22 protein-coding genes and 1 other RNA gene are annotated in these 22,007 nt (G+C 57.5%); 14 read left to right on the forward strand and 9 right to left on the reverse strand.

The genetic code is table 11. From position 1 onward, the window contains the following. Positions 1–33 precede the first annotated feature (33 nt). The 9 genes from GOW04_RS04575 to GOW04_RS04615 all read left to right on the forward strand — a co-directional run bounded on the left by GOW04_RS04575 (position 34) and on the right by GOW04_RS04615 (position 6,833). Positions 34–1,434, forward strand: coding sequence for a selenium-binding protein SBP56-related protein (locus tag GOW04_RS04575; RefSeq protein ID WP_152457916.1), 1,401 nt, complete (start codon positions 34–36; stop codon positions 1,432–1,434). 13 nt (positions 1,435–1,447) lie between these two features. Next, positions 1,448–2,101 carry a hypothetical protein gene (locus tag GOW04_RS04580; protein WP_171231674.1) on the forward strand — a complete coding sequence of 218 codons (654 nt, stop codon included), beginning with the start codon at positions 1,448–1,450 and terminating at the stop codon, positions 2,099–2,101. A gap of 59 nt (positions 2,102–2,160) precedes the next feature. Beyond that, positions 2,161–2,811, forward strand: coding sequence for a TenA family protein (locus GOW04_RS04585; protein WP_171231675.1), 651 nt, complete (start codon positions 2,161–2,163; stop codon positions 2,809–2,811). Between the two features lie 17 nt (positions 2,812–2,828). Beyond that, positions 2,829–3,191: a DUF4345 family protein gene (locus GOW04_RS04590; protein ID WP_152457913.1), complete on the forward strand. Its 363-nt coding sequence runs from the start codon at positions 2,829–2,831 to the stop codon at positions 3,189–3,191. A gap of 36 nt (positions 3,192–3,227) precedes the next feature. Beyond that, positions 3,228–3,575, forward strand: a transfer-messenger RNA (tmRNA) gene (gene ssrA, locus GOW04_RS04595). A 100-nt stretch (positions 3,576–3,675) separates the two neighbouring features. Next, positions 3,676–4,107 (forward strand): ester cyclase, encoded by a 432-nt coding sequence (locus GOW04_RS04600; RefSeq protein ID WP_171231676.1) that lies wholly within the window; start codon positions 3,676–3,678, stop codon positions 4,105–4,107. A 125-nt stretch (positions 4,108–4,232) separates the two neighbouring features. Beyond that, entirely contained in the window at positions 4,233–5,048 is an 816-nt protein-coding gene (locus GOW04_RS04605; RefSeq protein ID WP_171231677.1) for a sulfurtransferase/chromate resistance protein, read from the forward strand. Next, positions 5,045–6,298, forward strand: coding sequence for a chromate efflux transporter (chrA, locus tag GOW04_RS04610; RefSeq protein ID WP_171231678.1), 1,254 nt, complete (start codon positions 5,045–5,047; stop codon positions 6,296–6,298). The genes GOW04_RS04605 and chrA overlap by 4 nt, the downstream gene beginning before the upstream one ends. Positions 6,299–6,374: 76 nt before the next feature. Beyond that, positions 6,375–6,833 (forward strand): SspB family protein, encoded by a 459-nt coding sequence (locus tag GOW04_RS04615; RefSeq protein ID WP_171168262.1) that lies wholly within the window; start codon positions 6,375–6,377, stop codon positions 6,831–6,833. A 27-nt stretch (positions 6,834–6,860) separates the two neighbouring features. Here GOW04_RS04615 and GOW04_RS04620 read toward each other — a convergent pair whose 3' ends face one another. Continuing rightward, positions 6,861–7,424, reverse strand: a complete 564-nt coding sequence (locus tag GOW04_RS04620) for a hypothetical protein (protein ID WP_152457908.1) — start codon at positions 7,422–7,424, stop codon at positions 6,861–6,863. Positions 7,425–7,629: 205 nt separating this feature from the next. On the opposite strand from GOW04_RS04620, the gene fumC reads away from it, so the two are divergent. Genes fumC through GOW04_RS04640 form a run of 4 tightly spaced genes read left to right on the forward strand, consistent with a single transcriptional unit; the run spans position 7,630 to position 10,079 of the window. Next, positions 7,630–9,024, forward strand: a complete 1,395-nt coding sequence (gene fumC, locus GOW04_RS04625) for a class II fumarate hydratase (protein WP_171231679.1) — start codon at positions 7,630–7,632, stop codon at positions 9,022–9,024. Beyond that, positions 9,024–9,200 (forward strand): DUF4169 family protein, encoded by a 177-nt coding sequence (locus tag GOW04_RS04630; protein ID WP_171231680.1) that lies wholly within the window; start codon positions 9,024–9,026, stop codon positions 9,198–9,200. Before fumC ends, GOW04_RS04630 begins: the two co-directional genes overlap by 1 nt. Beyond that, positions 9,197–9,418: a ribbon-helix-helix domain-containing protein gene (locus tag GOW04_RS04635; RefSeq protein ID WP_171231681.1), complete on the forward strand. Its 222-nt coding sequence runs from the start codon at positions 9,197–9,199 to the stop codon at positions 9,416–9,418. Before GOW04_RS04630 ends, GOW04_RS04635 begins: the two co-directional genes overlap by 4 nt. A 58-nt stretch (positions 9,419–9,476) precedes the next feature. Further along, the gene (locus GOW04_RS04640; protein WP_171231682.1) at positions 9,477–10,079 is read left to right on the forward strand and encodes a DNA-3-methyladenine glycosylase I; all 603 of its coding nucleotides are present in this window, start codon (positions 9,477–9,479) and stop codon (positions 10,077–10,079) included. Between the two features lie 4 nt (positions 10,080–10,083). On the opposite strand, the gene GOW04_RS04645 is transcribed toward GOW04_RS04640, so the two are convergent. From GOW04_RS04645 to GOW04_RS04660, 4 genes are all read right to left on the reverse strand, one after another. Continuing rightward, positions 10,084–10,965, reverse strand: coding sequence for a fructose bisphosphate aldolase (locus tag GOW04_RS04645; protein WP_171231683.1), 882 nt, complete (start codon positions 10,963–10,965; stop codon positions 10,084–10,086). Between the two features lie 73 nt (positions 10,966–11,038). After that, positions 11,039–12,388: a cytochrome P450 gene (locus GOW04_RS04650; protein WP_171231684.1), complete on the reverse strand. Its 1,350-nt coding sequence runs from the start codon at positions 12,386–12,388 to the stop codon at positions 11,039–11,041. 2 nt (positions 12,389–12,390) lie between these two features. Further along, on the reverse strand, positions 12,391–13,593 hold the full coding sequence (locus GOW04_RS04655; protein WP_171231685.1) for a hypothetical protein: 1,203 nt from the start codon (positions 13,591–13,593) through the stop codon (positions 12,391–12,393). Between the two features lie 62 nt (positions 13,594–13,655). Beyond that, entirely contained in the window at positions 13,656–14,408 is a 753-nt protein-coding gene (locus GOW04_RS04660; protein ID WP_171228704.1) for a cytochrome c biogenesis CcdA family protein, read from the reverse strand. A 106-nt stretch (positions 14,409–14,514) separates the two neighbouring features. Here GOW04_RS04660 and GOW04_RS04665 point away from each other — a divergent pair, with 106 nt between their 5' ends. Further along, the gene (locus GOW04_RS04665; RefSeq protein WP_152457900.1) at positions 14,515–14,748 is read left to right on the forward strand and encodes a sulfurtransferase TusA family protein; all 234 of its coding nucleotides are present in this window, start codon (positions 14,515–14,517) and stop codon (positions 14,746–14,748) included. A gap of 49 nt (positions 14,749–14,797) precedes the next feature. Here GOW04_RS04665 and GOW04_RS04670 read toward each other — a convergent pair whose 3' ends face one another. The 4 genes from GOW04_RS04670 to purQ all read right to left on the reverse strand — a co-directional run bounded on the left by GOW04_RS04670 (position 14,798) and on the right by purQ (position 22,007). After that, positions 14,798–17,668 (reverse strand): ribonuclease E/G, encoded by a 2,871-nt coding sequence (locus GOW04_RS04670; RefSeq protein WP_171231686.1) that lies wholly within the window; start codon positions 17,666–17,668, stop codon positions 14,798–14,800. A gap of 508 nt (positions 17,669–18,176) precedes the next feature. Next, a complete protein-coding gene (locus GOW04_RS04675; protein ID WP_050603452.1) occupies positions 18,177–19,511 on the reverse strand; it encodes a sigma-54 dependent transcriptional regulator in 1,335 nt (444 codons plus the stop codon). Positions 19,512–19,523: 12 nt separating this feature from the next. Next, positions 19,524–21,206: an ATP-binding protein gene (locus GOW04_RS04680; RefSeq protein ID WP_371807735.1), complete on the reverse strand. Its 1,683-nt coding sequence runs from the start codon at positions 21,204–21,206 to the stop codon at positions 19,524–19,526. Between the two features lie 132 nt (positions 21,207–21,338). After that, positions 21,339–22,007 (reverse strand): phosphoribosylformylglycinamidine synthase subunit PurQ, encoded by a 669-nt coding sequence (gene purQ, locus GOW04_RS04685; RefSeq protein WP_171116059.1) that lies wholly within the window; start codon positions 22,005–22,007, stop codon positions 21,339–21,341.

Below are 22,007 nucleotides of genomic sequence, written 5' to 3' on the forward strand. Positions count from 1 at the left end.
GAATTGAAGTTCAATGACTTACGGGAGGACGTTATGAACCAAAGACCGGACCCAAGTTTTTATCCATCCGCGAAACTGGCGATGGAGGGCCCCGCTGAGACGCTTGCATTCACGCTGATGCTCAGCCCTGACTTTTCTCAACCCGACGGGCTAGCGGTTGTGAATGTCGATCCAAGCTCGGACGATTTCGGAAAGATCGTGCATCAGGTGATAATGCCCGAAAAGGGCGACGAATTTCACCATTTCGGCTGGAACGCCTGTTCTTCTTCCCTGTCGCCGCTGAGCGGTCACGCGTTTCTGGAGCGGCGCTATCTGATCATTCCGGGCATCCGGTCCAGCCGGATTTATGTCATTGACGTGAAAAACCCGCTTGAGGCCAAGATTCACAAGATCATCGAACCCGAAGAAGTCTTTGCAAAGACAGGGTATTCCCGTCCGCACACGATCCATTGCGGGCCTGAGGGCATCTATGTCAGCACCCTTGGCGGCGGCGGCCCCGACGGCACAGATGGCCCTCCGGGCATATTCATCATGGATTGCGAGACCTTCGATATCATCGGGCGCTATGAGATCGAGCGCGGCGTGCAGGACAAGCATTATGATTTCTGGTGGAACCTGCCGCGTGACTACATGGTCAGTTCCGAATGGGGGCTGCCGCCGCAATTCGAAAACGGGCTGGTGGCCGAGGATCTGCTGTCCAACAAGTACGGCCACCGGATCCATTTCTGGAACCTTCGGAACCGGACGAATATTCAAACCATCGATCTGGGCGAAAACCATCAGATGGCCCTGGAAATCCGCCCCGCGCATGATCCCGTAAAACAATACGGGTTCTGCGGCGTTGTCGTCGATACGACCAACCTGCAAGGGGCGATCTTCACCTGGTGGCGCAATGATGACGGCACGTTCGAAGCCAAGAAGACCATAACAATCGATCCGCAACCCGCTGATCCTGATGATCTTCCTGACCTTCTGAAGGGCTTTTCTGCCGTTCCGCCGCTGGTTACTGATATCGACCTGAGCCTGGACGACAAGTACCTCTATGTCGCGTGCTGGGGAACCGGCGAGATGCATCAATACGATGTATCCGACCCGATGAACCCAACCCTGGCAGGCAAGGTCGAGATCGGCGGAATCGTCAAAAAGACAAAGCATCCAAATGGTCAAACCTTTGGCTATGGTCCACAGATGGTCGAAATCAGCCGCGACGGCAAACGCGTCTATTGGACCAATTCGCTCTATTCCACGTGGGACGATCAGTTCTACCCCGAGGAAGGTGGTGCGGCCATGGTCAAGGCTGATGTCGGCGAGAATGGTGGTCTGACATTGGATCCGAAGTTCTGGGTAGAGTTTCCCAAGGGCTATCGCAGCCACCAGATCCGGTTGGAAGGCGGAGACTGTTCAACCGACAGCTTCTGCTATCCGTCGGTCTGAGTTGGAATTTTTGATGTCATCAACGGCTGGCCTGTGGCTGGCCGTTGTTCTGAGCGGAGCCTATCACGGCCTGAACCCCGGCATGGGCTGGCCACTGGCAGTGTCTTCGGCTTTGATGGAACAACGCCAATCCGCGCTTTGGGGTGCACTCGCGGCTTTGGCTGGCGGGCATTTCGTAGCCATGCTCGGCGTACTTCTTCCTTTTGCCCTGATGGCCGTATTGGTCGATTATCAAAATGAAATCCGCATCGGCGCGGCTCTGGTCGTGATTGGCATGGGCCTGTACATCGCGATAACCCGCCGTCACCCCCGCTTTCTTTCGCGGATCCCGCCAAGCAGGCTCGCGCTGTGGTCTTTTCTTGTGGCGCTTGCCCACGGGGCTGCCCTGATGCTGGTTCCAATCTATCTGGGCCTGTGTGCCGTGGATGAACTGGACGCGGGCCATCAAGCGATTTCTCAGATCATGACCACGAACACCCTTTTGGTTCTGGGCGTCGCCGCGCTGCATACGGCCGCCATGGTTCTGGGGGGCGGTTTTTTGGCCTTTGCGGTCTATCGTTGGCTCGGACTGCAATTCCTGTCGCGCAGCTGGTTCAACCTGGAGCTCATCTGGGCCCTGAGCCTCATTCTGGTCGGTGGTCTGGGTCTCTGGTCCGCACTTGGCTGACCTTGTACTTTGTTTTGAAACGCGCTTTGTCTGCATCGAAACATTACTGGAGCTTCCGAATGCAGGACCAATCCCGCCCAACCGAAGTGCTGCGTCAGGGCAAAATCGACGACTGGACGGCCGCCACAACCCATGCCTTTACCCGCGAGTTGTCTGACGGCACCCTGCCCGAGAACAAGATGCGCTGGTATCTGCAACAGGACTATCAGTTCGTCGACGGCTTCGTGCGTCTTTTGGCCAACGCCATCGCGCATGCGCCTACCCTTGCTGACAGCGTCCCGGCCGCGCAGTTTCTGGCGGTGATCACAGGCCCCGAGAACACCTATTTCCTGCGCGCTATGGACGCTTTGGGCACTGAACCCAGCACCGAGCCCGCGCCCGCCACACGGGCGTTTCAGGATCTGATGGCCGAAGCCGCAGCCTCTGGCCGTTATCAGAACATGCTGGCGGTACTCGTCGTGGCGGAATGGGTTTACCTGAGCTGGGCCAGCCCGGAAAACCCGCCCAAAGACGACTTGCCGTTCTGGTTTGCGGAATGGATCACGCTACATGCGGGCGAAGGGTTCGAAAGCGTCGTGGAATATCTGCGCAGTCAGCTGGACAACGTCTGGCCGACGCTGGATGCGGCCGAACAGGCCGAGGTCACGCGACTGTTCCATCGCGCTGTCGAACTGGAACGTGATTTCTTTGACGCCGCCTACGCGGCCTGAACCATAAGGGGGCCGGAATGGTCGCAACTCTGAACGTCATTGCAGCATTGCTGACCATCGGGTTCGGCGCGTTCGGGTTTCTGGCGCCGGCCCACACCGCGTCGGCCCTGGATTTGGCCCCGACCAACAGCACGATGGGGTTGTCCGAGATGCGCGCCTCGGTCGGTGGTTTGTTTGTTGTGACGGGGATTGCCGTTATCTGGCTGAACAACCCAATGGCCTATGTCATGCTGGGCATTGTCTATTCCGGTGCAGCGCTGGGCCGGTTTGTGTCGGTCGCGCTGGACAATCCCCCCTTGGCCAAGGCGTTGATCTTTGGGGGAATCGAACTGGTTCTGGCCGTCTGGCTGATTGCTGCAAACTTCAACAAAGCCACCTAACAGATTGGAAATGTTAAACACAGCTGCGTTCATTCTGAGTTTGCATCCACCCATCTCCTCACCTATATAAGAGTCGTCCTTCGGGACTATGGACATAAACGCGCTCGTAATAAGCGGATCGGACCCGGGGGCGGTACCCGGCGGCTCCACCAACCATCCTTCGTTTGGGGATTTTGGGGCCGAAACAGGATCGACGAACGTCTAAAGGGGTTAGCTTTGTCTCGGCTGTCTGCCACCGTTACCGGCGAAAACAGTACAATTGCAAACGACAATCGTGCTCCGGTTGCAGTTGCTGCGTAAGCAGTAGCAAGACCGAAACTTAAGCCCTTGCGCCTAGCCGCGTAAGGCGGGGTTCGCAGGTACCTGGCAACAGAAACCTGCATTAATCCCCCACATGTCTGATTTTATTTACCCCCCTTAGGCGGATTCAGAGTTTATTCATTCCTTTTTGCCATCTTGCCAGCACTTGGACAGGAGAACTGGGATGACGAATTCAGAGATACTCAGAAAGTGGTACTCCGAGGTTTGGGAAAATGGAAACACCGAAGCAATTGATCAGTTCTTCGCACCCGAAACGATGGCCGAGGGGCTGATTCCGGAAATGCAGGTCGGTGCGGACGATTTCCGGGATCTGGTCATGGCGTTCCGCCATATTCTGGGGGACATCAAGGTCGAATTGCCCAAGATCATCGAAAACGGCGACTGGGTGTCCGCCATTCTGTATGTGCGTACTTTTCGGGCTGACAATGGCGCGCCAATGGAAGTCACCGGCCAGGTCATGGCGCGGTTCAAGGACGAAAAGATGGTTGAAGCCTACAACCATTTTGACTTCATCTCGTTTTTTGAAGAGCTGGGCCAGTTTCCATCGGACACCCTGCCCGTATGCATGACCGGGCAACGTCTGGATTGGGCGTGAACCCAAAGCAATCTTGACCCCCATGACCCTTGCGCGCTAGCAAGTGCCATGGGGTAAGATTGCGAACGCCCCGTGAGGCGACAGCCCAAGTTTCGCATGTATCCGCGGTCACAAGGAAACATGCCATGGCATCGCCCAACTCTATTTCTCCCAAACAACTCCTGCGTCTGATCGGTACTCCGAACGCGCCCGTTCTATTCGACGTCTGCCTGAATGACGATTTTGAAGAAGATCCCTATCTGATCCCCGCATCAATCCGGCACCCGGCCACGGAACTTCGGGAGCTTTCGTGCAAGATCTCCGATCGCCCAGCCGTGATTATCTGTCAGAAAGGCAAAAAGCTGAGCCAGGGCGTTGTCTCCTGGTTGCGCAGCGAAGGGCATCAAGCCGAATATCTGGAAGGTGGAATGCATGCCTGGCGCGACATGGCCGATGCACCACGTGTGCCCGCAGCACGCATTCCTGATCGAATTGGTGGCAACACGTTGTGGGTCACGCGTCACCGACCCAAGATCGACAGAGTCGCATGTCCCTGGCTGATACGCAGGTTTGTTGATCCCGACGCCAAGTTCCTGTTTGTGGCACCCGGCGAAGTCGAAAGCGTTGCGACTGCTTTCGGGGCGTCACCTTTTGATATCGAGAACACGTTCTGGAGCCACCGAGGCGACAATTGCACGTTTGACACCATGCTGGATGAATTCGGGCTTCACTCCCCTGCGCTGGACCGGTTGGCGACAGTCATCCGGGCGGCGGACACGAACCGGCACGCGCTTGCGCCTGAAGCGGCGGGATTGTTGGCGGTGTCCGTCGGGCTTTCAAGGCAGTATCGCGATGACCATGAAAACCTGAAAGCCGGGATGAATTTTTACGACGCGATGTATCGCTGGGCGCGCGATGGATTTGACGAAAGCCATGACTGGCCCACCGGGCGAACGTCATGACACCGACACTGGCCGAGATAACCAAGGTTTTTGGCAGGATCGGTCTGCTGTCTTTCGGCGGTCCTGCGGCTCAGATCTCCTTGATGCATCAGGAATTGGTCGAACGCCGACCCTGGCTGGATGAACAGACTTACCTGCGCGCCCTGTCTCTGTGCATGTTGCTGCCGGGCCCCGAGGCGATGCAGCTGGCAACTTATGCGGGGTGGCGTCTGCGCGGCGTTGCCGGCGGGCTGATTGCCGGCAGCTTGTTCGTGTTGCCCGGCGCGTTGGTGATTGCGGTTCTGGTCGCGCTCTATTCAGCATTTGGCGATGTTCCCTTGGTGCAGTCGGCCTTCACGGGCATCAAGGCAACCGTCATCGTCATCGTTTTGCAGGCGCTCCGCAATCTTTCGCGCAAGGCATTGAATGATCGCGAGCATCGAACAATCGCAATTCTGTCCTTCCTGGCCATTTTTCTGCTGAACCTTCCTTTTCCGGCGATCATATTCGTTGCCGCAGCCTGGGGGTACGTGACCTTCAAAGGACCCGTAGAAACTCCCACGCGAGAAGGAACACCACATCTGGCGCGGTCTCTGCGAACGATTGCTGTCTGGTTGCCCCTTTGGTTGGGCCCGCTCGTCGCTCTGAGCGTCACAGGCCATCAACTGCTGAGCGATCTGGGGTGGTTTTTTGCCCGGCTCGCCGTTGTAACCTTTGGCGGCGCATATGCCGTATTGGCCTACATGACCCAAACGGTTGTCGACCAGTACCACTGGATCAGCACGGATCAGATGATTGATGGGCTGGGGCTGGCGGAAACGACTCCGGGGCCGCTCATACTTGTCACACAGTTTGTCGCCATGCTGACCGGGCAACTGACCGGCGGGTTCACGCTGGCACTTGCAGCCGGTGCGGTTGCATTGTGGGCGACGTTCGTTCCGTGCTTTCTTTGGATTTTTCTTGCGGCCCCATATCTCGACCGTCTGGCCGCGCGTCCCCGCCTGTCTGCGGCCCTGCATGGAATCACTGCGGCCGTCGTCGGGGTGATTCTCAACCTTTCCGTGTGGTTCGCCCTGAATGTTCTTTTCGAATCAGTGTCTGAAAAATCATGGGGTCCTCTGGCAATCCCCATGCCGCAGATTTCCGCGTTGAATTTTACCGCATTCGGTCTAACTATCCTTGCTGGGGCCTTGATTTTTCGACTGAAATTAGGGATGGGAACCGTGCTTGCCCTGATGTCGATTGCCGGCCTGGCTGCACACAATATCTGATCAATCCGGTCGTACCCGCCCTTTCGTTTCCGAACAAAACCCCTATGCTGAGCATAACCACTTTTGAGGATCACACATGTCGCAAGGCATCGATTATGGAAACCTGATGCACACCGCCATGCGCGGCCTGATCAAAACAGTGCTGAAGGACGTTTCTGAAACCGGTCTACCCGGGGCGCACCACTTTTTCATCACTTTCGACACACGTGAAGATGGTGTGGAAATCGCCGACTGGCTGCGTGAACGCTATCCCGAAGAAATGACCATCGTCATGCAGCACTGGTTCGAGAACCTCGAAGTTGGTGACCTCGGCTTTGGCATCACTTTGAACTTTGGCGATGCCCCGGAACCGCTGTACGTCCCCTATTCCGCAATCAAGACTTTCGTCGATCCTTCCGTGGAATTCGGCCTTCGCTTCGAAAGCCCGGAAGACGAAATCGAAGAAGATCAGATCATCGAAGACGACATCGAAGTCGAAGAAGAAGAAATACATCACGATGCGGATATCGTGTCGCTGGACAGCTTCCGGAAATGAACCTTCAAACCCCGCCCGGCGCGGGGTTTATCGTTTCATCAGGAAAGTCTCGACCGATCGTGATTTTTGACCATCTATGAATCGTGAAAACGCGAGGTTCAGCCCGCCTTGGGCAAGCGTGCGGTCGAATTGCTGCAACTCATATCCTCCGTCCTCGTCAATGAACAAAGAGAACACAGTCAGTGTTTCGTCGACGATGCGGCCCCATACAAATGGCTCGCCCTTCATCGGGTCCAGCGGGACTTCGTGACCAAAGACATTGCGTTTCATCGCCGCCGAAAACACATCCGGGCGGTCTGACGGAACAAAATCAATCGAGAACTTCTGTTCCTTTACGCGTCCATCCAGTTTGTATGTCGTCGTCCGCCAACTGACGTTGAAACCGTTCTTGGTCTCGACGATGGAAACGCTCATGTCGCGGGGCGTTGTCGTGCCATCCGCGTCTACAACTTCGGCTGAACCGATATAATCTCCTATGAACGGTGTAATGTCTGCCGCGCGGGCCGCTGCGCTCAGAACCGACAGCCACAAAGCGCAAACTGCAAGTATCGCGACTGCTTTTTCAAGCGTAAAGCGATGGAAATTTGGCATTTTGTCCTCCATGGCGTCTATTGCTCCATTGTAGCCCAGAGGTATCCGCAAACAATGCACATTCCCCGCCAACAACGATTAAAGTGACGCACCCCGCGCCTATACCTTTGACGCCCTTAAGTTTAAGGTGCGCGCAACTGGCCGATTGCGTCACGGCGTGGCTGCGGCTAAACGGCATACAACTGCATACCAGACGGAGTGACCGATGTCTCAAACCCGCACAGAATCCGACAGCTTTGGCCCGCTCGAGGTTCCTGCCGACAAGTATTGGGGCGCCCAAACGCAGCGCTCGATCATGAATTTTCCCATCGGCTGGGAAAAACAGCCGGTCGCCATCGTGCGCGCGCTGGGCGTAATCAAGAAAGCCTGCGCCATGGAAAACAAGGCAACGGGCAAGCTGGACGCAAAGATAGCCGATGCGATCATTCAGGCCGCAGGCGAGGTGATCGAGGGCAAGTTCGACGACAACTTTCCGTTGGTCGTGTGGCAGACGGGTTCGGGCACCCAGTCGAACATGAATGCGAACGAGGTCATCGCCAACCGAGCCATCGAGATTCTGGGCGGCAAGATCGGATCCAAAGACCCGGTACACCCGAATGACCACTGCAACATGGGGCAATCGTCGAACGATACTTTCCCAACCGCCATGCATATCGCAACAGCGATGAGCGTACGCGACGTGCTGCTTCCCGGTCTTGAAAAACTGGCGTCCGGGCTCGAGCAGAAGGCCGAGGAATTCAAGGACATCATCAAGATCGGCCGAACCCATACACAGGACGCGACACCGCTGACCTTGGGTCAGGAGTTCAGTGGCTATGCCCACCAGATTCGTCAGGGAATCGCACGCGTACATGCGGCGATGCCGGGGATTTATGAACTGGCCCAGGGCGGAACGGCCGTTGGCACCGGCCTGAACACCCAGCACGGCTGGGACAAAGCCGTCGCAGGCCATATGGCCCAGATCGCCGACCTGCCCTTCGTGACGGCGCCGAACAAGTTTGAAGCGCTGGCTGCCCATGATGCCATGGTCTTCCTTTCGGGCGCTTTGGCGACGATTGCCGGCAGCTGCTACAAGATTGCAAACGACATTCGTTTCCTGGGCTCCGGGCCTCGTTCCGGCCTGGGTGAGCTGATTCTGCCGGAAAATGAGCCCGGCTCGTCGATCATGCCCGGCAAGGTAAACCCGACGCAGGCCGAAGCGCTGACGCAGGTTGCCGCGCATGTGATGGGCAACAACGCGGCGATGAATTTTGCAGGGTCGCAAGGGCATTTCGAATTGAACGTCTACAATCCGATGATGTCCTACAACCTGCTGCAATCGATCCAGCTGTTGGGGGATGCCACCGACAGCTTTACCGAGCGGATGCTGTTGGGCATCAAAGCGAACGAACCGCGCATCGACAAGCTGATGAAGGAATCACTGATGCTGGTCACGGCGCTTGCCCCCACCATCGGTTATGACAATGCGACCACCGTTGCGAAAACCGCCCACAAGAACGGTACCACGCTCAAGGAAGAAGCCATCGCGCTGGGCTTTGTGGACGAAGCGACCTTTGACGCCGTCGTCCGCCCCGAACAGATGATCGGCCCAAAAGACTGATGGGCAAGCCGGTCAATCTGAACCGGTATCGAAAGGAAAAAGCGCGGGCCGAAAGAAAGGCCCGCGCTGACCGGAACGCCGTCGCGTTTGGGCGTACAAAAGCTGAAAAAGAAGTCGTGAAGCTTCAACAGAAAAAACAAAAGCGCGACCTCGACAATCATGAGCTGGACGAATGAGCGGCCGTCCTGTCAAACGCTCTCTGACCCTGAAAGGACACCGAACCTCGGTATCACTCGAGGATGAATTCTGGCGTGCTTTTCGCGAGATCGCCCAGGAACAAGGCAAGCCAATCAATGCCTTGGCGGCTGAAATTGATGTCGCCCGCGACCCGGAAACGGGTCTTGCATCGGCCATACGCGTCTTTGTGCTGAACTGGTTCCGAAACCCTGATTGAGACTTGTCACGCCCTCGCCTCGACGTGTAACGTGAGTGGGAACAAAAAGGGTACAACCATGAGCGACACCATTACCGGGCCGGATGGGCGGCAAAGATGCGCATGGTGTCAGGCCGCGCCCGAATTCTTTGAATATCACGACAATGAATGGGGTTACCCTGTCGGCGACGACCAACGGCTGTTTGAAAAACTATGCCTCGAGAGCTTTCAGTCAGGTCTTAGCTGGCGAACGATCCTGAACAAGCGCGAAAACTTTAGGAAGGCGTTTTGCGGGTTTGATTTCAACAGGATGGCCACGTTTTCTGATGCAGATGTGGAACGCCTGCTACAGGATTCCGGGATCATCCGTCATCGCGGAAAAATTGAAGCGGTGATCAACAATGCGCGTTGCGCGCAGGACCTTGTGGCGGCCGAAGGATCTCTGGCGGCCTATGTCTGGCGTTACGAGGCTGAAACGCCTCCGCCTCCGCAAACAGCGTCCACATCGCCCGAGTCGGTGGCCATGTCGAAAGATCTCAAGAAACGGGGATGGAAGTTTGTTGGCCCTACAACCGTGTTTGCGTTCATGCAGGCCATGGGGCTGGTCAATGATCATGCCGAGACCTGCATCGGCAGAAAAAAAGCGGCACAGATGCGCCGCTCTTTCAACAAACCTGCCTGAAAGGTTAGACGGAGGCTTTGAATATCTTATCGATGTTGGCACCCAGGGCCGCGTTGAATTCGGCATCTGACTGCTGTTTTGACAGACCTTCGGTCAAGGCCCGCGAGAAGGATGCAATCATCTTGCCGTTCCGGCCCAGCAGATCACAGGCTTCTTCCGTCGAATAACCGCCCGACAGGGCCACAACGCGCAAGAGCCGCGGGTGGTCAGCCAGCGCGTCATACAAGTTTGCCTTTGTCGGGATCGTCAGCTTCAGCATCACTTCCTGGCCTTCGGCCAGTTGATCGAGGTTCTTGAGAATTTCAGCCTTCAGGATGTCTTCCGCCTCGGCCTTGGTTTCCGAATGGATGTTCACTTCGGGCTCCACGATCGGAACCATACCGGCATCGGTGACTTCGCGGGCGACGTCGAACTGTTGGGCAACCACCGCCGCGATGCCATCGGCATTCGCTTCGTGAATGACCGAGCGCTCCTTGGTTCCGAACACACCATCGGCCTTGGCCAGGGTCTCGGCCAGACCGGGGATCGGTTTCATCATCTGAACGCCATTTGCCTGGTCTTCCAGGCCTTTGTCGATCTTCAGGAAAGGAACGATACCTTTGACCGACCAAAGGTAATCGGCAACCTTGCGGCCTTCGATCTCTTCGCCCAGGGTACGTTCGAACAGGATTGCGCCAATCACTTTGTCCTTTGTGAAATCGTCGGCCAGAATGATGCGGGCACGCATCTTCTGGATTTCACCGAACATCTCTTCCTCCGAGCTGTAGTCGGATGCCTCGACGCCATACAACGCAAGCGCTTTCGGGGTTGATCCGCCGCTTTGATCCAGTGCCGCGATAAAGCCCGTGCCGTTGATCATCTGCGCGCGCTGTTCTGCTTTGGACATATTGTTTTCCCGTTCAATGATGATTCCGATGTTCTTCCCCGCATACAACAGGGCGTGAACCGATGGTAGGTTGTTAGCGCTCAAACAGGCCTAACCATATGCCATCTTTGGATCGAACCGTCAGGTGAGCGACCGGAACAGGTGTTTTTCCCGGGATTGTTTCGAACCGGTAGCGGCGCAAGAGCATCGACAGGATCAGCGGCCCTTCGACCATTGCAAACCCGGCCCCGGTGCACACTCGAGGGCCTACTGAGAACGGGATGTAAGCGTCGCGCTGGCACCGCTTGCCGTTTTCCGTGCCCCAACGGTTGGGATCAAAACCGTCCGGATCGTCCCACAAACGCGCCTGACGGTGCAAATGCCACGGGCTGATCACGATCTGCGCGCCAACCGGCACATCCCGGTTACGGAACCGTTCGGGGCACGTGGTCTCGCGGACCATCATGGGCACCGGAGGATAAAGGCGCAGCGCTTCGCGGAACACATCCCGGCTGATCCGAAGTTTTGAAACAGAGGCAAATGAAGGATCATCCAGAGCAGCGGCCTCCTCTGCAACCTTCTGCTGCCATTCCGGGTAAAGGGCCATCAGGTACAGCGTCCAGGCCAAGGCTGACGCGCTGGTCTCATGCCCGGCAAGAAAAAAGATCGCCACCTGATCAACCATTTCCTCGGGGTCGAAGAACTGCCCGGTTTCGGGATCAGCCGTCGTCATGATCTTTGTCGCAAGATCATCAGGTGCCGTTCCGTCCTTGATGGCCTTTGCGCGTGTTCTGGTCAGTTCGGCAATCAGCGCCCTGATATCCCGCGCGTTTTGTTTGGTCGCCCCGAAATGAAACCGGGGCAGCCACTTTGGCAAGGGAACAAAAGCTGCCAGATTCAGCAAAGGTTGCGCGCGTTGATAGGCCCGGAACTTTTCGAACACCCGGCTGGCGATAGCGTTGTCGATAGGAACGGAAAACAGGGTGCGAAATATCACATCCGCGGCCGCATGGCTTGTCTGTTCTTCGAATTCGAGTTCCCCGCCGACATGAGGCCGCAGCCGTTCCACACACGCCTCGGCAGCGGCCAGCATGGCCGGGAATGTATCCTTCAGACGCCCCCCTTCGAACGCGGGATCGATAATCCGCCGCTGTCGTTTCCAGGTCTCGCCATTGGTCAGAAACACCGAATTGCCAAGCAACGGTCGCAGGCCTTCGCTGATCCTGCCGGATTTGGGGAAATCGTCAGCCCGTTTCTTGAGGACCGTTTGAACCAGATCCGGTTGATTGATCAGAAACGACCGGAAGAACGGAGTTTTGAATTCTGCCATCCACGCGCGATACAGCCGGGCTGGCTGCGCCGACAGCAGGTCTTGTCTGAACAGTTTCACATAGCGCAGCAACGAAACCTTCTCGGGGCGCGGGTCTGGCTTGGGCGGGGTCATGGTCATGGCTGTACCGAGGTGAACTTGGAAACAGGCGTCTCGATGCGGCTGCGCGAAGCCTCACGATCCGCAAACCTTTGCCCCAGCGTCAACGGGCCAGCCGTTGTCCGGAAATAATCATAGCTTTCCGGCTTGTCGAAGGCGCAAAGATACTGAAAATGAAGGCGAAAAAACCGCCATCGCAAAGCTTTCCAGCGTTCCGGAGACAAGGTTTGCGAAAAAGCCGCCGACAGGACCAGCGGCCAGCGTTTATCAGCATCGGCCACCCCGGTGACCGCAACCGGATCGCAAAGCGCAAAGGCGCAGCCATCACCGGGGGCCGAGACATCGATCCAGCTGAGCTCGGACCGTGTGGACAGGAAATGCAGATCGAACCGCAAATCGTGTGCCTGGGGCAGAAACGAGACCATGGGAACCACCTGTCCCAGACTTAGAAACGACAGCACCGCGCCTTGCTCGTGCACTTTCGTTTTTCGGACCAGCTCGGCCAGAACAGACACCCCCAGATGCGCGCCCGAGCTGTGGCCAACGACCAGCACCTCATCCACATCGGAATTCAACGCGTCTTGGATCGCTTCACGAAACGAAGACAACCTTTCCCGTAGCTCGACCGGCATTTGCCCGCTCAACTGCGCTGAATAGGCGTAATCATGCATCAGGTAATACGCAAACAACCGGTTATCGACCTTGCGAAACCACAGCAGTAACGCGACGGCGATGGCCGCTCCGGGGAATACCCCCCACCAACCAGCCATGGCTATGCACGCCCATGCCAACGCAAGCGCGATCAGCAGCTGAGACACCAACATCGCCACTGGATACAACGCAGCGATCACCGGGCCCTTGCGCAATCGCATCAGACGCCACAACGTACCGGTTGATGTGTAAATCCACGCCGTGCGGGCCAATTGCCAAAAGGTCGCCGGGATCGAGACCGACATGCTGTCGCGCACGATGTCGGACCACACCAGAACCTCGAATTCCGTTTCAACAGTCAACCCATCTTGTTCCGAGGTCACACGCCAGCCGAAACGTCCCTCCGTTGTCTTTGGGGATATGGCGATCTCGTACCCCGAGATCCGGGCCTGCTTCTGCGATTCACTGCGATATAGCTCGCGATATCGCCGGGGCGGCATCGGATCATAGCCGGGTATATAGAACACCCGACGTCTGCGCACCTGCGGCTGATTTGTGTGACTGCTCATGCCCTTACCTTCTGATGCGCAGGTTAACGCAGGCTTGAAGCCAAGGTAAGAGGGTCAGTTGATCACCCGAAACTTGCCAGCGCCGGAAAAGTCTCCAGCAACCACCAGCTGAAACGGGTGAAAAGCCCGGTTATCAGCATGATGCCCACAAACAGCAACAGCCCGCCCATGATCTTTTCGATCGTGCCCATATACGGTTTGATCCGGTTCATCACGGTCATGGAGCGATTCAGGAACATGGCCGCCAACAGGAACGGAATACCCAAACCCGCAGCGTAAACCCCCAGTAGAAACGTGCCACGCGCGACAGACGCTTCGTTGGCTGCCAGTGACAGGATCGCACCCAGTTGAGGACCAATGCACGGGGTCCAGCCGAATGCAAAAGCCAGGCCAAGGATGTAAGCGCCAAAGACCGACCCACCGGAATCACCGGTTTCAATCCGTGCTTCGCGATCCAGAAAAGGAATCCGGAAGACATTCAGAAAGTGAAGGCCAAAGACGATGACAACGGCACCGGACAACTTGGCGAACAGCACCTGATTTTGCAGCACAAACGCGCCAAAGGCCGATGCGGTAAAGCCAAGCAGAAGAAACACGGTCGACAGGCCCATGACAAAGAACAGCGCCGACATGGTCGCCTTGCGCCGCGCGCGGGCCTCGTCCTGCATCTCGTGTATGGTAACGCCGCTCATATACGCCAGATAAGGCGGTACGATTGGCAATACGCAAGGCGACAGAAAGCTGATCAGGCCACCGAGCAGCGCGACGAACATGGCGGGCAGCAGTCCCGCGTCTATGATTTCGATTCCGAACATGTTTCTGCACATATGTGATGAAGAGCGATCCGTCACGGGGCCAAACAGTCACATCCTCGTGCTCGGAATCTGGACAATATTACAACTGCGCCCTATCCCGAAAATCATGTCAGAGATTACAGATACCCTGGACGCTTTGGGCCTGTTGTGCCCCTTGCCCGTCCTGAAAGCCCGCAAACGACTGAAATCCATGCCGGAGGGTGCCGTTCTACGGGTGCTGGCCGATGATCCTGCGGCCATCGTGGATGTTCCGCATTTTTGTGCCGAGGCCGGGCATACACTGCTTTCGCAGGACACTGACGGCGCACATCAGATCTATCTGATCCAAAAATCCAGCTGACCTTCGTTGCAGGTCAAAAAAAGGCGGGCCGATCAGCCCGCCTTTTTCATTAACTTCCCAGCGACCACCAACCGCGTCGTTTGGGCTTGGCGGGTACGGGTTCAGGCTCTTCCGCCACGCTTTCAAGCACCGGCTCGGGCGTTGCTTCCGCTGGCCCGGCTTCGGCAGGATCTTCGGTTTCTGCAACGTCAGCGGCTTCTAAGGCTTCCGCAGATTGCTTTTCCGCCTCATCCGCTTCTTCAACCGCTTGTGCCGCATCCACACCGTTTGCAGGTTGCTCTTCCGACGGAGGAGCGTCAGCCTGGGCTTCGGCTGGTTCAGCGGCCTCCTCAACCGGCTCTGCCGCTACCTCGGCGCTTTCGCCCGCGATGCTCTCGCCGGTTTCCTCGGCTGCCGGCTCTTCCGTTGCAGCGTCGGCCGTCGTGGAAGATCGCTCTTCAGGCTGATCCACAACTTCTTCGGCAACCGCATCTTTCTTGCGACGGCGCGGGGCACGTTTGCGCTTGGGCTTTGCCGGTTTTTCTTCCTCCGAAGCCTCAGCTTCAGCCGGCTCAGCGTTTTCGACGTCAGGCGTATCGCTCTCTGCGTCTTCTTGTGCTGGCGCGTCACCCTCTTCCGCGGCCTGCTCTGGCGTGTCGCCATTGCCCGTGCCTTTCTTGCGACGACGACGACGGCGCTTGCGCTTGGGCTTTGCCTCTTCTTCGGTCTGAGCGATTTCCTCTTCGGCCTCTTCCGCGTCCGATGAATCGACAAGATCCATCAGCGACGCATCGACAGAAACAACAGGCGCCGTGGCCTCGGGAACAATCCGGCTGGCCGTCTTGAACTTCTCCATCGAGAAGTCCGGGCTGACCAGATGGATATCCCCTTCGATCCTCACTGAAAGCCCATAACGCGCCTCGATCTGCGCAATATGCTCTCGCTTCTGGTTCATCAGGAAGTTGGCGATGCTGACAGGGCAGCGCACCAGGACTTCGCGTGAACGGCGGCGGGTACCTTCTTCTTCGATTTGACGCAGGATCGACAAGGCCATGTTGTCGTCTGAGCGGATCAGACCGGTGCCGTGACAGGCCGGGCACGGCTGTGTCGTTGCCTCGATCATGCCGGGGCGCAGACGCTGACGGCTCATCTCCAGCAGACCAAAACCTGAAATACGACCAACCTGAATGCGGGCGCGGTCCGTTTTCAGTTTGTCTTTCAAACGCTTTTCGACAGCCGAGTTGTTCTTGCGCTCGTCCATGTCGATAAAGTCGATGACGATCAGACCGGCGAGATCGCGCAGGCGCAGCTGACGTGCAACCTCTTCAGCGGCCTCGAGGTTGGTCTTGAGTGCGGTTTCCTCGATCGAACCTTCCTTGGTGGCACGGCCCGAGTTCACGTCGATCGCCACCAGTGCTTCCGTCACGCCGATTACGATATAGCCACCGGATTTCAGCTGTACGGTAGGATTGAACATCCCGGCCAGATAGCTTTCCACCTGATAGCGCGCGAACAGAGGCAGCGCATCTTCGTACCGTTTCACGTTCTTGGCGTGCGACGGCATGATCATCTTCATGAAGTCCTTGGCGATGCGGTACCCGCCCTCGCCTTCGACCAAGACCTCGTCGATATCACGGTTGTAAAGATCTCGGATCGACCGTTTGATCAGATCGCCTTCTTCATAGATCTTTGCCGGCGCGATGGATTCCAGTGTCAGCGCCCGGATCTGCTCCCACAAACGCTGGAGGTACTCATAGTCGCGCTTGATCTCGGATTTTGTTCGCTTGGCTCCGGCGGTTCGAATGATCAAACCTGCCCCAGTCGGCACATCGATATCCGTTGCGATTTCTTTCAGCTTTTTCCTGTCCGCCGCATTGGTAATCTTGCGGCTGATGCCACCGCCACGTGCGGTATTGGGCATCAGAACGCAATACCGTCCTGCCAGCGAAAGATAGGTCGTTAGCGCAGCACCCTTGTTTCCGCGCTCTTCCTTGACAACCTGCACCAGCAGAACCTGACGTACTTTGATGACTTCCTGAATTTTGTAGCGGCGCGGACGCGGTTTGCGCGGCGGACGAATGTCTTCACTGTCATCATCATCAGCAACCGATTCAATCGATGCGTCTTTTGATGCAGCGTCTGTGCTTTTGGTTTCGTCAGCGTCCTCATCAGGGTCTTGTTCATCATCCGCAGCTTCAACAGGTTCTTCTGCTTGCTCCGGCTCGGATTGGGCTTCATCCCCTTCCGATTGAATGTCTTCAACGGCTTCCACTGGCTCTTCGGCCTGATCCTCCGCGTCGTCGTCCGACACCTCGACAGCCTGTTCAGTGGCTTCCTCGGCAACGTCGTCTAGTGCTGCCTCATCCGATGCGGTTTCGGTTGCTTCTTCAGTGGCCGGCGCGTCATCGTCAACCGGCTCCTCTACCGGAGTTTCAGCGACGACTTCCATCGGCGACGTTCCTTCCGGAACATCAACATTTGCTTCTTCACCCTCGTCCAGATCGATGGTTTCCATGCCGGTTGGTTCGGTCGAAACTTCCATCGTTTCAACCGGATCATCCGATTTCACGTCAGCAGCCTTCGCGCGAGACCGGGTCCGCCGCTTCTTGGATTTGGCCTCCTCAGCCTCATCCCGCGCCTTCATGGCCTCGGCATAGGCGCGCTCTTCCTCCATCAACGCCTCACGGTCGGCGACGGGGATCTGGTAATAATCCGGGTGAATTTCAGAGAATGCCAAGAAGCCATGCCGGTTCCCGCCATAATCCACAAAGGCCGCCTGAAGCGACGGCTCAACCCGCGTTACTTTTGCAAGATAGATGTTGCCGGCAAGCTGGCGTTTGTTTTCGGATTCAAAATCGAACTCCTCGACCTTGTTTCCGTCAACCACCACGACGCGGGTTTCCTCCGCGTGGGTGGCATCGATAAGCATTTTCTTAGCCATTTGTCCTTGGTGCACCGCGCCAAACGCGTTGTCCTGACCTGTCCAGGCGGACAGGCGCTTTTGGGGAGGTGTCTTGTCAGGGCGATATCAGACGGCGCGCGGCAGGGTCTGGCGCTGTGGCCCCCTGCCCGTTCTCTCAATCGTTGCGCGCGCGTCATCGCGGTTCTTCTCCGACAGGCGCGTCTGAACGCAGCCTGCCCATTTATTCCTTTCGCCCAGTGATCCCGGGCTCAGGTACTCCACTGCCCCTTGAGGGGCATAATCGGTCTGCTGAACCGCGAGGTCTTGACCCTCACCAACGGATCAGCAGCGAAACTCAAAGATTCGGGACTTTCAGGCGTCAAAATCGCCCGGCCCGTTCCGACACAATAAAAGCAACCCTGTGGAAAAGACAATGGGCAAACTGCACTCCGCCACCAACCAGCGCAACGGATCCCCTTCATCTGGCCAAAAATATCCCGGGGGAGGCGCCATAGGCGACGGGGGCAGAGCCCCCAAATCGCATCGCTTACAGATAGTCCGAACGCTGAAGGCCGTATTTGGCCATCTTCTCGTTCAGCGTCCGGCGAGGAAGGCAAAGCTCGTCCATGACTGACGCAATAGAGCCTTTGTGCCTGCGCATCGTATTATCAATCAGCATTCGTTCGAAAGCTTCGACATATTCCTTCAGCGGCTTGCCCTCGGTGGTCATCACCGGCTGCATCTCTTCGTGATCGGACATCAACAAAGACGCGATGGTGCCCGAACCACGGCGCGATTGCAGCACCGCCCGTTCGGCAATATTGATCAACTGGCGCACATTGCCGGGCCAAGGGGCCTGCAACAGTTGCGCAGCTTCTTGTGCGCTCACTTGGGGTGCGTCGCAACCGTATTCTTCGGCAAACTGCTCGCTGAGACGGGTGAACAGGGTCAGGATATCTTCGCCCCGCTGCCGCAACGGCGGCATGGTGATGCGCAGCGCGGCCAGGCGATAGAACAGGTCCGGGCGCAGCACGTCTTCCGATGTCTTGCCCGCCTCCTGCAAGTTCGAGATGGCAACGATCCGGGTCTCGGCAGGTGTGCCCTGCTCGTTCATCACGCTCAGCAGCTTGGCCTGCAACGTATCGCTCAACGCTTCCACATCTTCCAGAACCAGCGTGCCGCCACGCGCCTCTTCGATGGCGGGCAGTTGCGCATCTTCGGGCATCATGGGGCCAAACAGACGCTTGGCCAGTGCGTCTTCTTCAAGCGCGGCGCAGGACACCAGAACAAACTTCTTGCCGGCACGGCTGCCAACGGCATGAAGCGCGTGAGCCACAAGCGTTTTCCCGGTACCGGTTTCACCGTCGATCAACACATGGCCGTCAGCCTGGCCGAGATCCAGAATATCCTCACGCAGCCGCTCCATGACCGGGCTGGCACCGATCAGCTTGTTCATGATCTGGGTGCCGCCGGACAGTTCGCGCCGCAAGGCGCGGTTGTCCAGAGTCAGACGGCGCGCATTGCTGGCGCGTTTGGCCAGTTCGGACATTCGATCGGGGTTGAACGGTTTTTCAAGGAAGTCGAACGCGCCAACGCGCATCGCTTCAACCGCCATCGGCACGTCACCGTGCCCGGTGATCATGATCACCGGCAAGGTGCTGTCAGCCCCCATCAACTTTTTCAGAAGCTGAATTCCATCCATTCCTGGCATCTTGATGTCCGAGATCACGATTCCCGGATAATCCGGCCCCAGAACCTTGAGCGCGTCCTCGGCGCTGGCAAAGGTTTCCGTGTCATACCCGGACAAAGCAAGCCATTGGCTGATCGATTGGCGCATGTCCTGTTCGTCATCCACAATGGCGATTTTCATGGCCTGTGCCATAGTCATTCCTCGTTATTCCGCGGCCTCAAGGCCGTCGCTTCCCAGTGCTGGCAACTGCATTTCAAACACCGCGCCACCGTATTGGCCGTTGCGCGCAGTCAGCCGTCCCCCATGGTCGTTCACGATCCCCGACGAGATGGCAAGCCCCAGGCCCACCCCGTCTCCGGGCTGTTTGGTGGTGTAGAACGGCTCGAACAGGTTCTCGATATCCTCGATCCCATGCCCGTTGTCGCGTACCGTCAGTACAGCCGTGTCACCCGCCGCCAGGATGATCTCCACATCCGGCTCTGCCACTGATTTGGTGGCGTCCAGCGCATTGCGCAAGAGGTTGACCATCACCTGCTCGATCCTCATCCGATCCCCCATCACCACCACCGGTTCTTCCGGCAGGATCTGGGTGATCTTCACATGGCGCTGACGCAGCTGTGGCTCCATCATCGACAAGGCCGAGGCCAGCGCTTCGCCAAGATTTACAGGTGAAAACGCATCTGCCCCCTTGCGAGCGTAAGATTTGAGCTGCCGCGTAATCGCCCCCATCCGCTCGATCAGGCCATCGATCCGGCCAAAGCTGGCCAATGCCTCTTCCGGCCGGTTTCGACGCAACAGCAGACGGGCGCCGGCCAGATAGGTTTTCATTGCAGCCAGAGGTTGATTCAGCTCGTGACTGACCGCCGCTGACATCTCACCCAGAGCTGCAAGTTTCGAGCTTTGGGCAAGGGTCTGTTCCGCCAAATCCAACGTCTTTTCAACCCGTTCGCGTTCAGCGATTTCCCGCTGTAGCCTAGCGTTCAATGCGCGAAGCTCTGCCGACTCGCGCTGAAACAGGGTCATGCGCAGCGTCGCGCGTCGGCTCAACGCGTAGAACGCCAGCGCCAGAAGAATCGCAAAGCCCATGATCTCGAGCGCCAGCACGCTGTTCACTTTCTCGCGGATCGAGGCATAGGTCGTGAATGAAGTCATTTGCCAGCCGCGGAACGGGATGCGCGTCTCCAGACGCATCACGGCCTCGCCTTGCAGGTAGGCGTCAGGTGGCAAAGCGGTCCAATCGGTCGTGGCGCGAATGGCCCGCTGGATCGCCCCTTGCGGCGGTTGACGCAGCAGGGCCGCCCCCTCATCCAGACCCCGCCAGCGCGGTTCGGTGGACAGAATGATGGTTCCGGTGCTGTCAGTGACCATCACCGCATCCGAAATACCGGCCCATGCCTGTTCAAACTTTTGCAGATCAACTTCGACAACGATCACGCCCAGTATTTCCGCGCTGTTTTCAAGCCGGCGCGAATAGACAAAGCTGTATCCGCCGGACTCCTTGGGAATAACGGAAAAGATCGTCGCATTTGACCGGATCGCGTCCACAAAATACGGAATATTCCTGTGCGCCTCGCCCAGCCTGTTCCGATCCGTCGCCGCAACCGTTCGCCCGTCACCATCCAACAGCATCAACGACGCCGCACCGATTTCCTCAACGAACGAAATCAAACGCTGCGTCGATAACGAATAGTCCCTGGATTGCAGCGCCGAAATCAGTGTCGGGTCCCGCGCCAGCAACTGGGGCACGATCGAGTTGCGGCGCAGTTCGCTCAGCAAATTGCCGGAATACAGCGCAAGGCGAAGCTCGGCCCGGTTGCGGGTGGATTCGGTGAACCTGTCGGTCAACAAGCGGTTGGTGATCCAAACCGTTGCGATTGTTGCCACCATCAATACAATAACAGCCAGCCGCAGCCGCCACCCCAACGGGGCGCCGCGAAACGGTTTCAGCAGCTTTGACCAGCCTGATCGCACGTCCGAGTTCATGATCAGACGTTACGCGCGGGCGCGCGTGACCTCAAGTCACGCCGCTTCAAACACACCTGACAATGCGCGGAACAGCGCCGCCCCGTCAGTGCCGCCATGCCCTTGATCGGCCGCGCGCTCGGGATGCGGCATCATACCCAGAACACGACGGTTTTCGGAAAGGATCCCCGCGATATCACCGACCGAGCCGTTTGGGTTCTCGGTATAGGTGAATGCGATCCTGTCCTGATCTCTCAACGCCGCCAGCGTTGCGTCATCCGCGAAATAGTTGCCGTCGTGATGCGCGATCGGAATACCGATCACGTCGCCTGCGTTATAGCCACCGGTAAAGACGCTGTCGCTGGTTTCAACTTTCAGGCCCACAGTCTTGCAGATGTATTTCAGCCCGGCATTGCGCAGCAGCGCCCCCGGCAGGATACCTGTTTCTGTCAGAACCTGAAATCCGTTGCAGATCCCGACCGCATAACCGCCGCGTTCGGTGTGGTTGACCACGGCCTTGCAGATCGGCGACTGCGCAGCGATTGCACCGCACCGCAGATAGTCACCGTAAGAAAACCCGCCCGGAACGCCCACGATATCAACACCGTCCGGCAGCGCCGCATCTTTGTGCCAGACCATGTCGACCTGAAAACCGGCCTGCTCAAAAGCGACCGCGAGGTCTCGGTCACAGTTTGATCCGGGGAAAACGATTACGGCTGCGCGCAT

The sequence above is a fragment of the Ruegeria sp. HKCCA4812 genome (assembly GCF_013034245.1).
GTDB lineage: Bacteria > Pseudomonadota > Alphaproteobacteria > Rhodobacterales > Rhodobacteraceae > Ruegeria.

Excerpts from the sequence above, each read along its gene's own strand:
- GOW04_RS04575 (WP_152457916.1), top strand. The coding sequence starts at position 34 with ATGAACCAAAGACCGGACCCAAGTTTTTATCCATCCGCGAAACTGGCG.
- GOW04_RS04580 (WP_171231674.1), top strand. The coding sequence starts at position 1,448 with ATGTCATCAACGGCTGGCCTGTGGCTGGCCGTTGTTCTGAGCGGAGCC.
- GOW04_RS04585 (WP_171231675.1), top strand. The coding sequence starts at position 2,161 with ATGCAGGACCAATCCCGCCCAACCGAAGTGCTGCGTCAGGGCAAAATC.
- GOW04_RS04590 (WP_152457913.1), top strand. The coding sequence starts at position 2,829 with ATGGTCGCAACTCTGAACGTCATTGCAGCATTGCTGACCATCGGGTTC.
- GOW04_RS04600 (WP_171231676.1), top strand. The coding sequence starts at position 3,676 with ATGACGAATTCAGAGATACTCAGAAAGTGGTACTCCGAGGTTTGGGAA.
- GOW04_RS04605 (WP_171231677.1), top strand. The coding sequence starts at position 4,233 with ATGGCATCGCCCAACTCTATTTCTCCCAAACAACTCCTGCGTCTGATC.
- chrA (WP_171231678.1), top strand. The coding sequence starts at position 5,045 with ATGACACCGACACTGGCCGAGATAACCAAGGTTTTTGGCAGGATCGGT.
- GOW04_RS04615 (WP_171168262.1), top strand. The coding sequence starts at position 6,375 with ATGTCGCAAGGCATCGATTATGGAAACCTGATGCACACCGCCATGCGC.
- GOW04_RS04620 (WP_152457908.1), bottom strand. The coding sequence starts at position 7,424 with ATGCCAAATTTCCATCGCTTTACGCTTGAAAAAGCAGTCGCGATACTT.
- fumC (WP_171231679.1), top strand. The coding sequence starts at position 7,630 with ATGTCTCAAACCCGCACAGAATCCGACAGCTTTGGCCCGCTCGAGGTT.
- GOW04_RS04630 (WP_171231680.1), top strand. The coding sequence starts at position 9,024 with ATGGGCAAGCCGGTCAATCTGAACCGGTATCGAAAGGAAAAAGCGCGG.
- GOW04_RS04635 (WP_171231681.1), top strand. The coding sequence starts at position 9,197 with ATGAGCGGCCGTCCTGTCAAACGCTCTCTGACCCTGAAAGGACACCGA.
- GOW04_RS04640 (WP_171231682.1), top strand. The coding sequence starts at position 9,477 with ATGAGCGACACCATTACCGGGCCGGATGGGCGGCAAAGATGCGCATGG.
- GOW04_RS04645 (WP_171231683.1), bottom strand. The coding sequence starts at position 10,965 with ATGTCCAAAGCAGAACAGCGCGCGCAGATGATCAACGGCACGGGCTTT.
- GOW04_RS04650 (WP_171231684.1), bottom strand. The coding sequence starts at position 12,388 with ATGACCCCGCCCAAGCCAGACCCGCGCCCCGAGAAGGTTTCGTTGCTG.
- GOW04_RS04655 (WP_171231685.1), bottom strand. The coding sequence starts at position 13,593 with ATGAGCAGTCACACAAATCAGCCGCAGGTGCGCAGACGTCGGGTGTTC.
- GOW04_RS04660 (WP_171228704.1), bottom strand. The coding sequence starts at position 14,408 with ATGTTCGGAATCGAAATCATAGACGCGGGACTGCTGCCCGCCATGTTC.
- GOW04_RS04665 (WP_152457900.1), top strand. The coding sequence starts at position 14,515 with ATGTCAGAGATTACAGATACCCTGGACGCTTTGGGCCTGTTGTGCCCC.
- GOW04_RS04670 (WP_171231686.1), bottom strand. The coding sequence starts at position 17,668 with ATGGCTAAGAAAATGCTTATCGATGCCACCCACGCGGAGGAAACCCGC.
- GOW04_RS04675 (WP_050603452.1), bottom strand. The coding sequence starts at position 19,511 with ATGGCACAGGCCATGAAAATCGCCATTGTGGATGACGAACAGGACATG.
- GOW04_RS04680 (WP_371807735.1), bottom strand. The coding sequence starts at position 21,206 with ATGGTGGCAACAATCGCAACGGTTTGGATCACCAACCGCTTGTTGACC.
- purQ (WP_171116059.1), bottom strand. The coding sequence starts at position 22,007 with ATGCGCGCAGCCGTAATCGTTTTCCCCGGATCAAACTGTGACCGAGAC.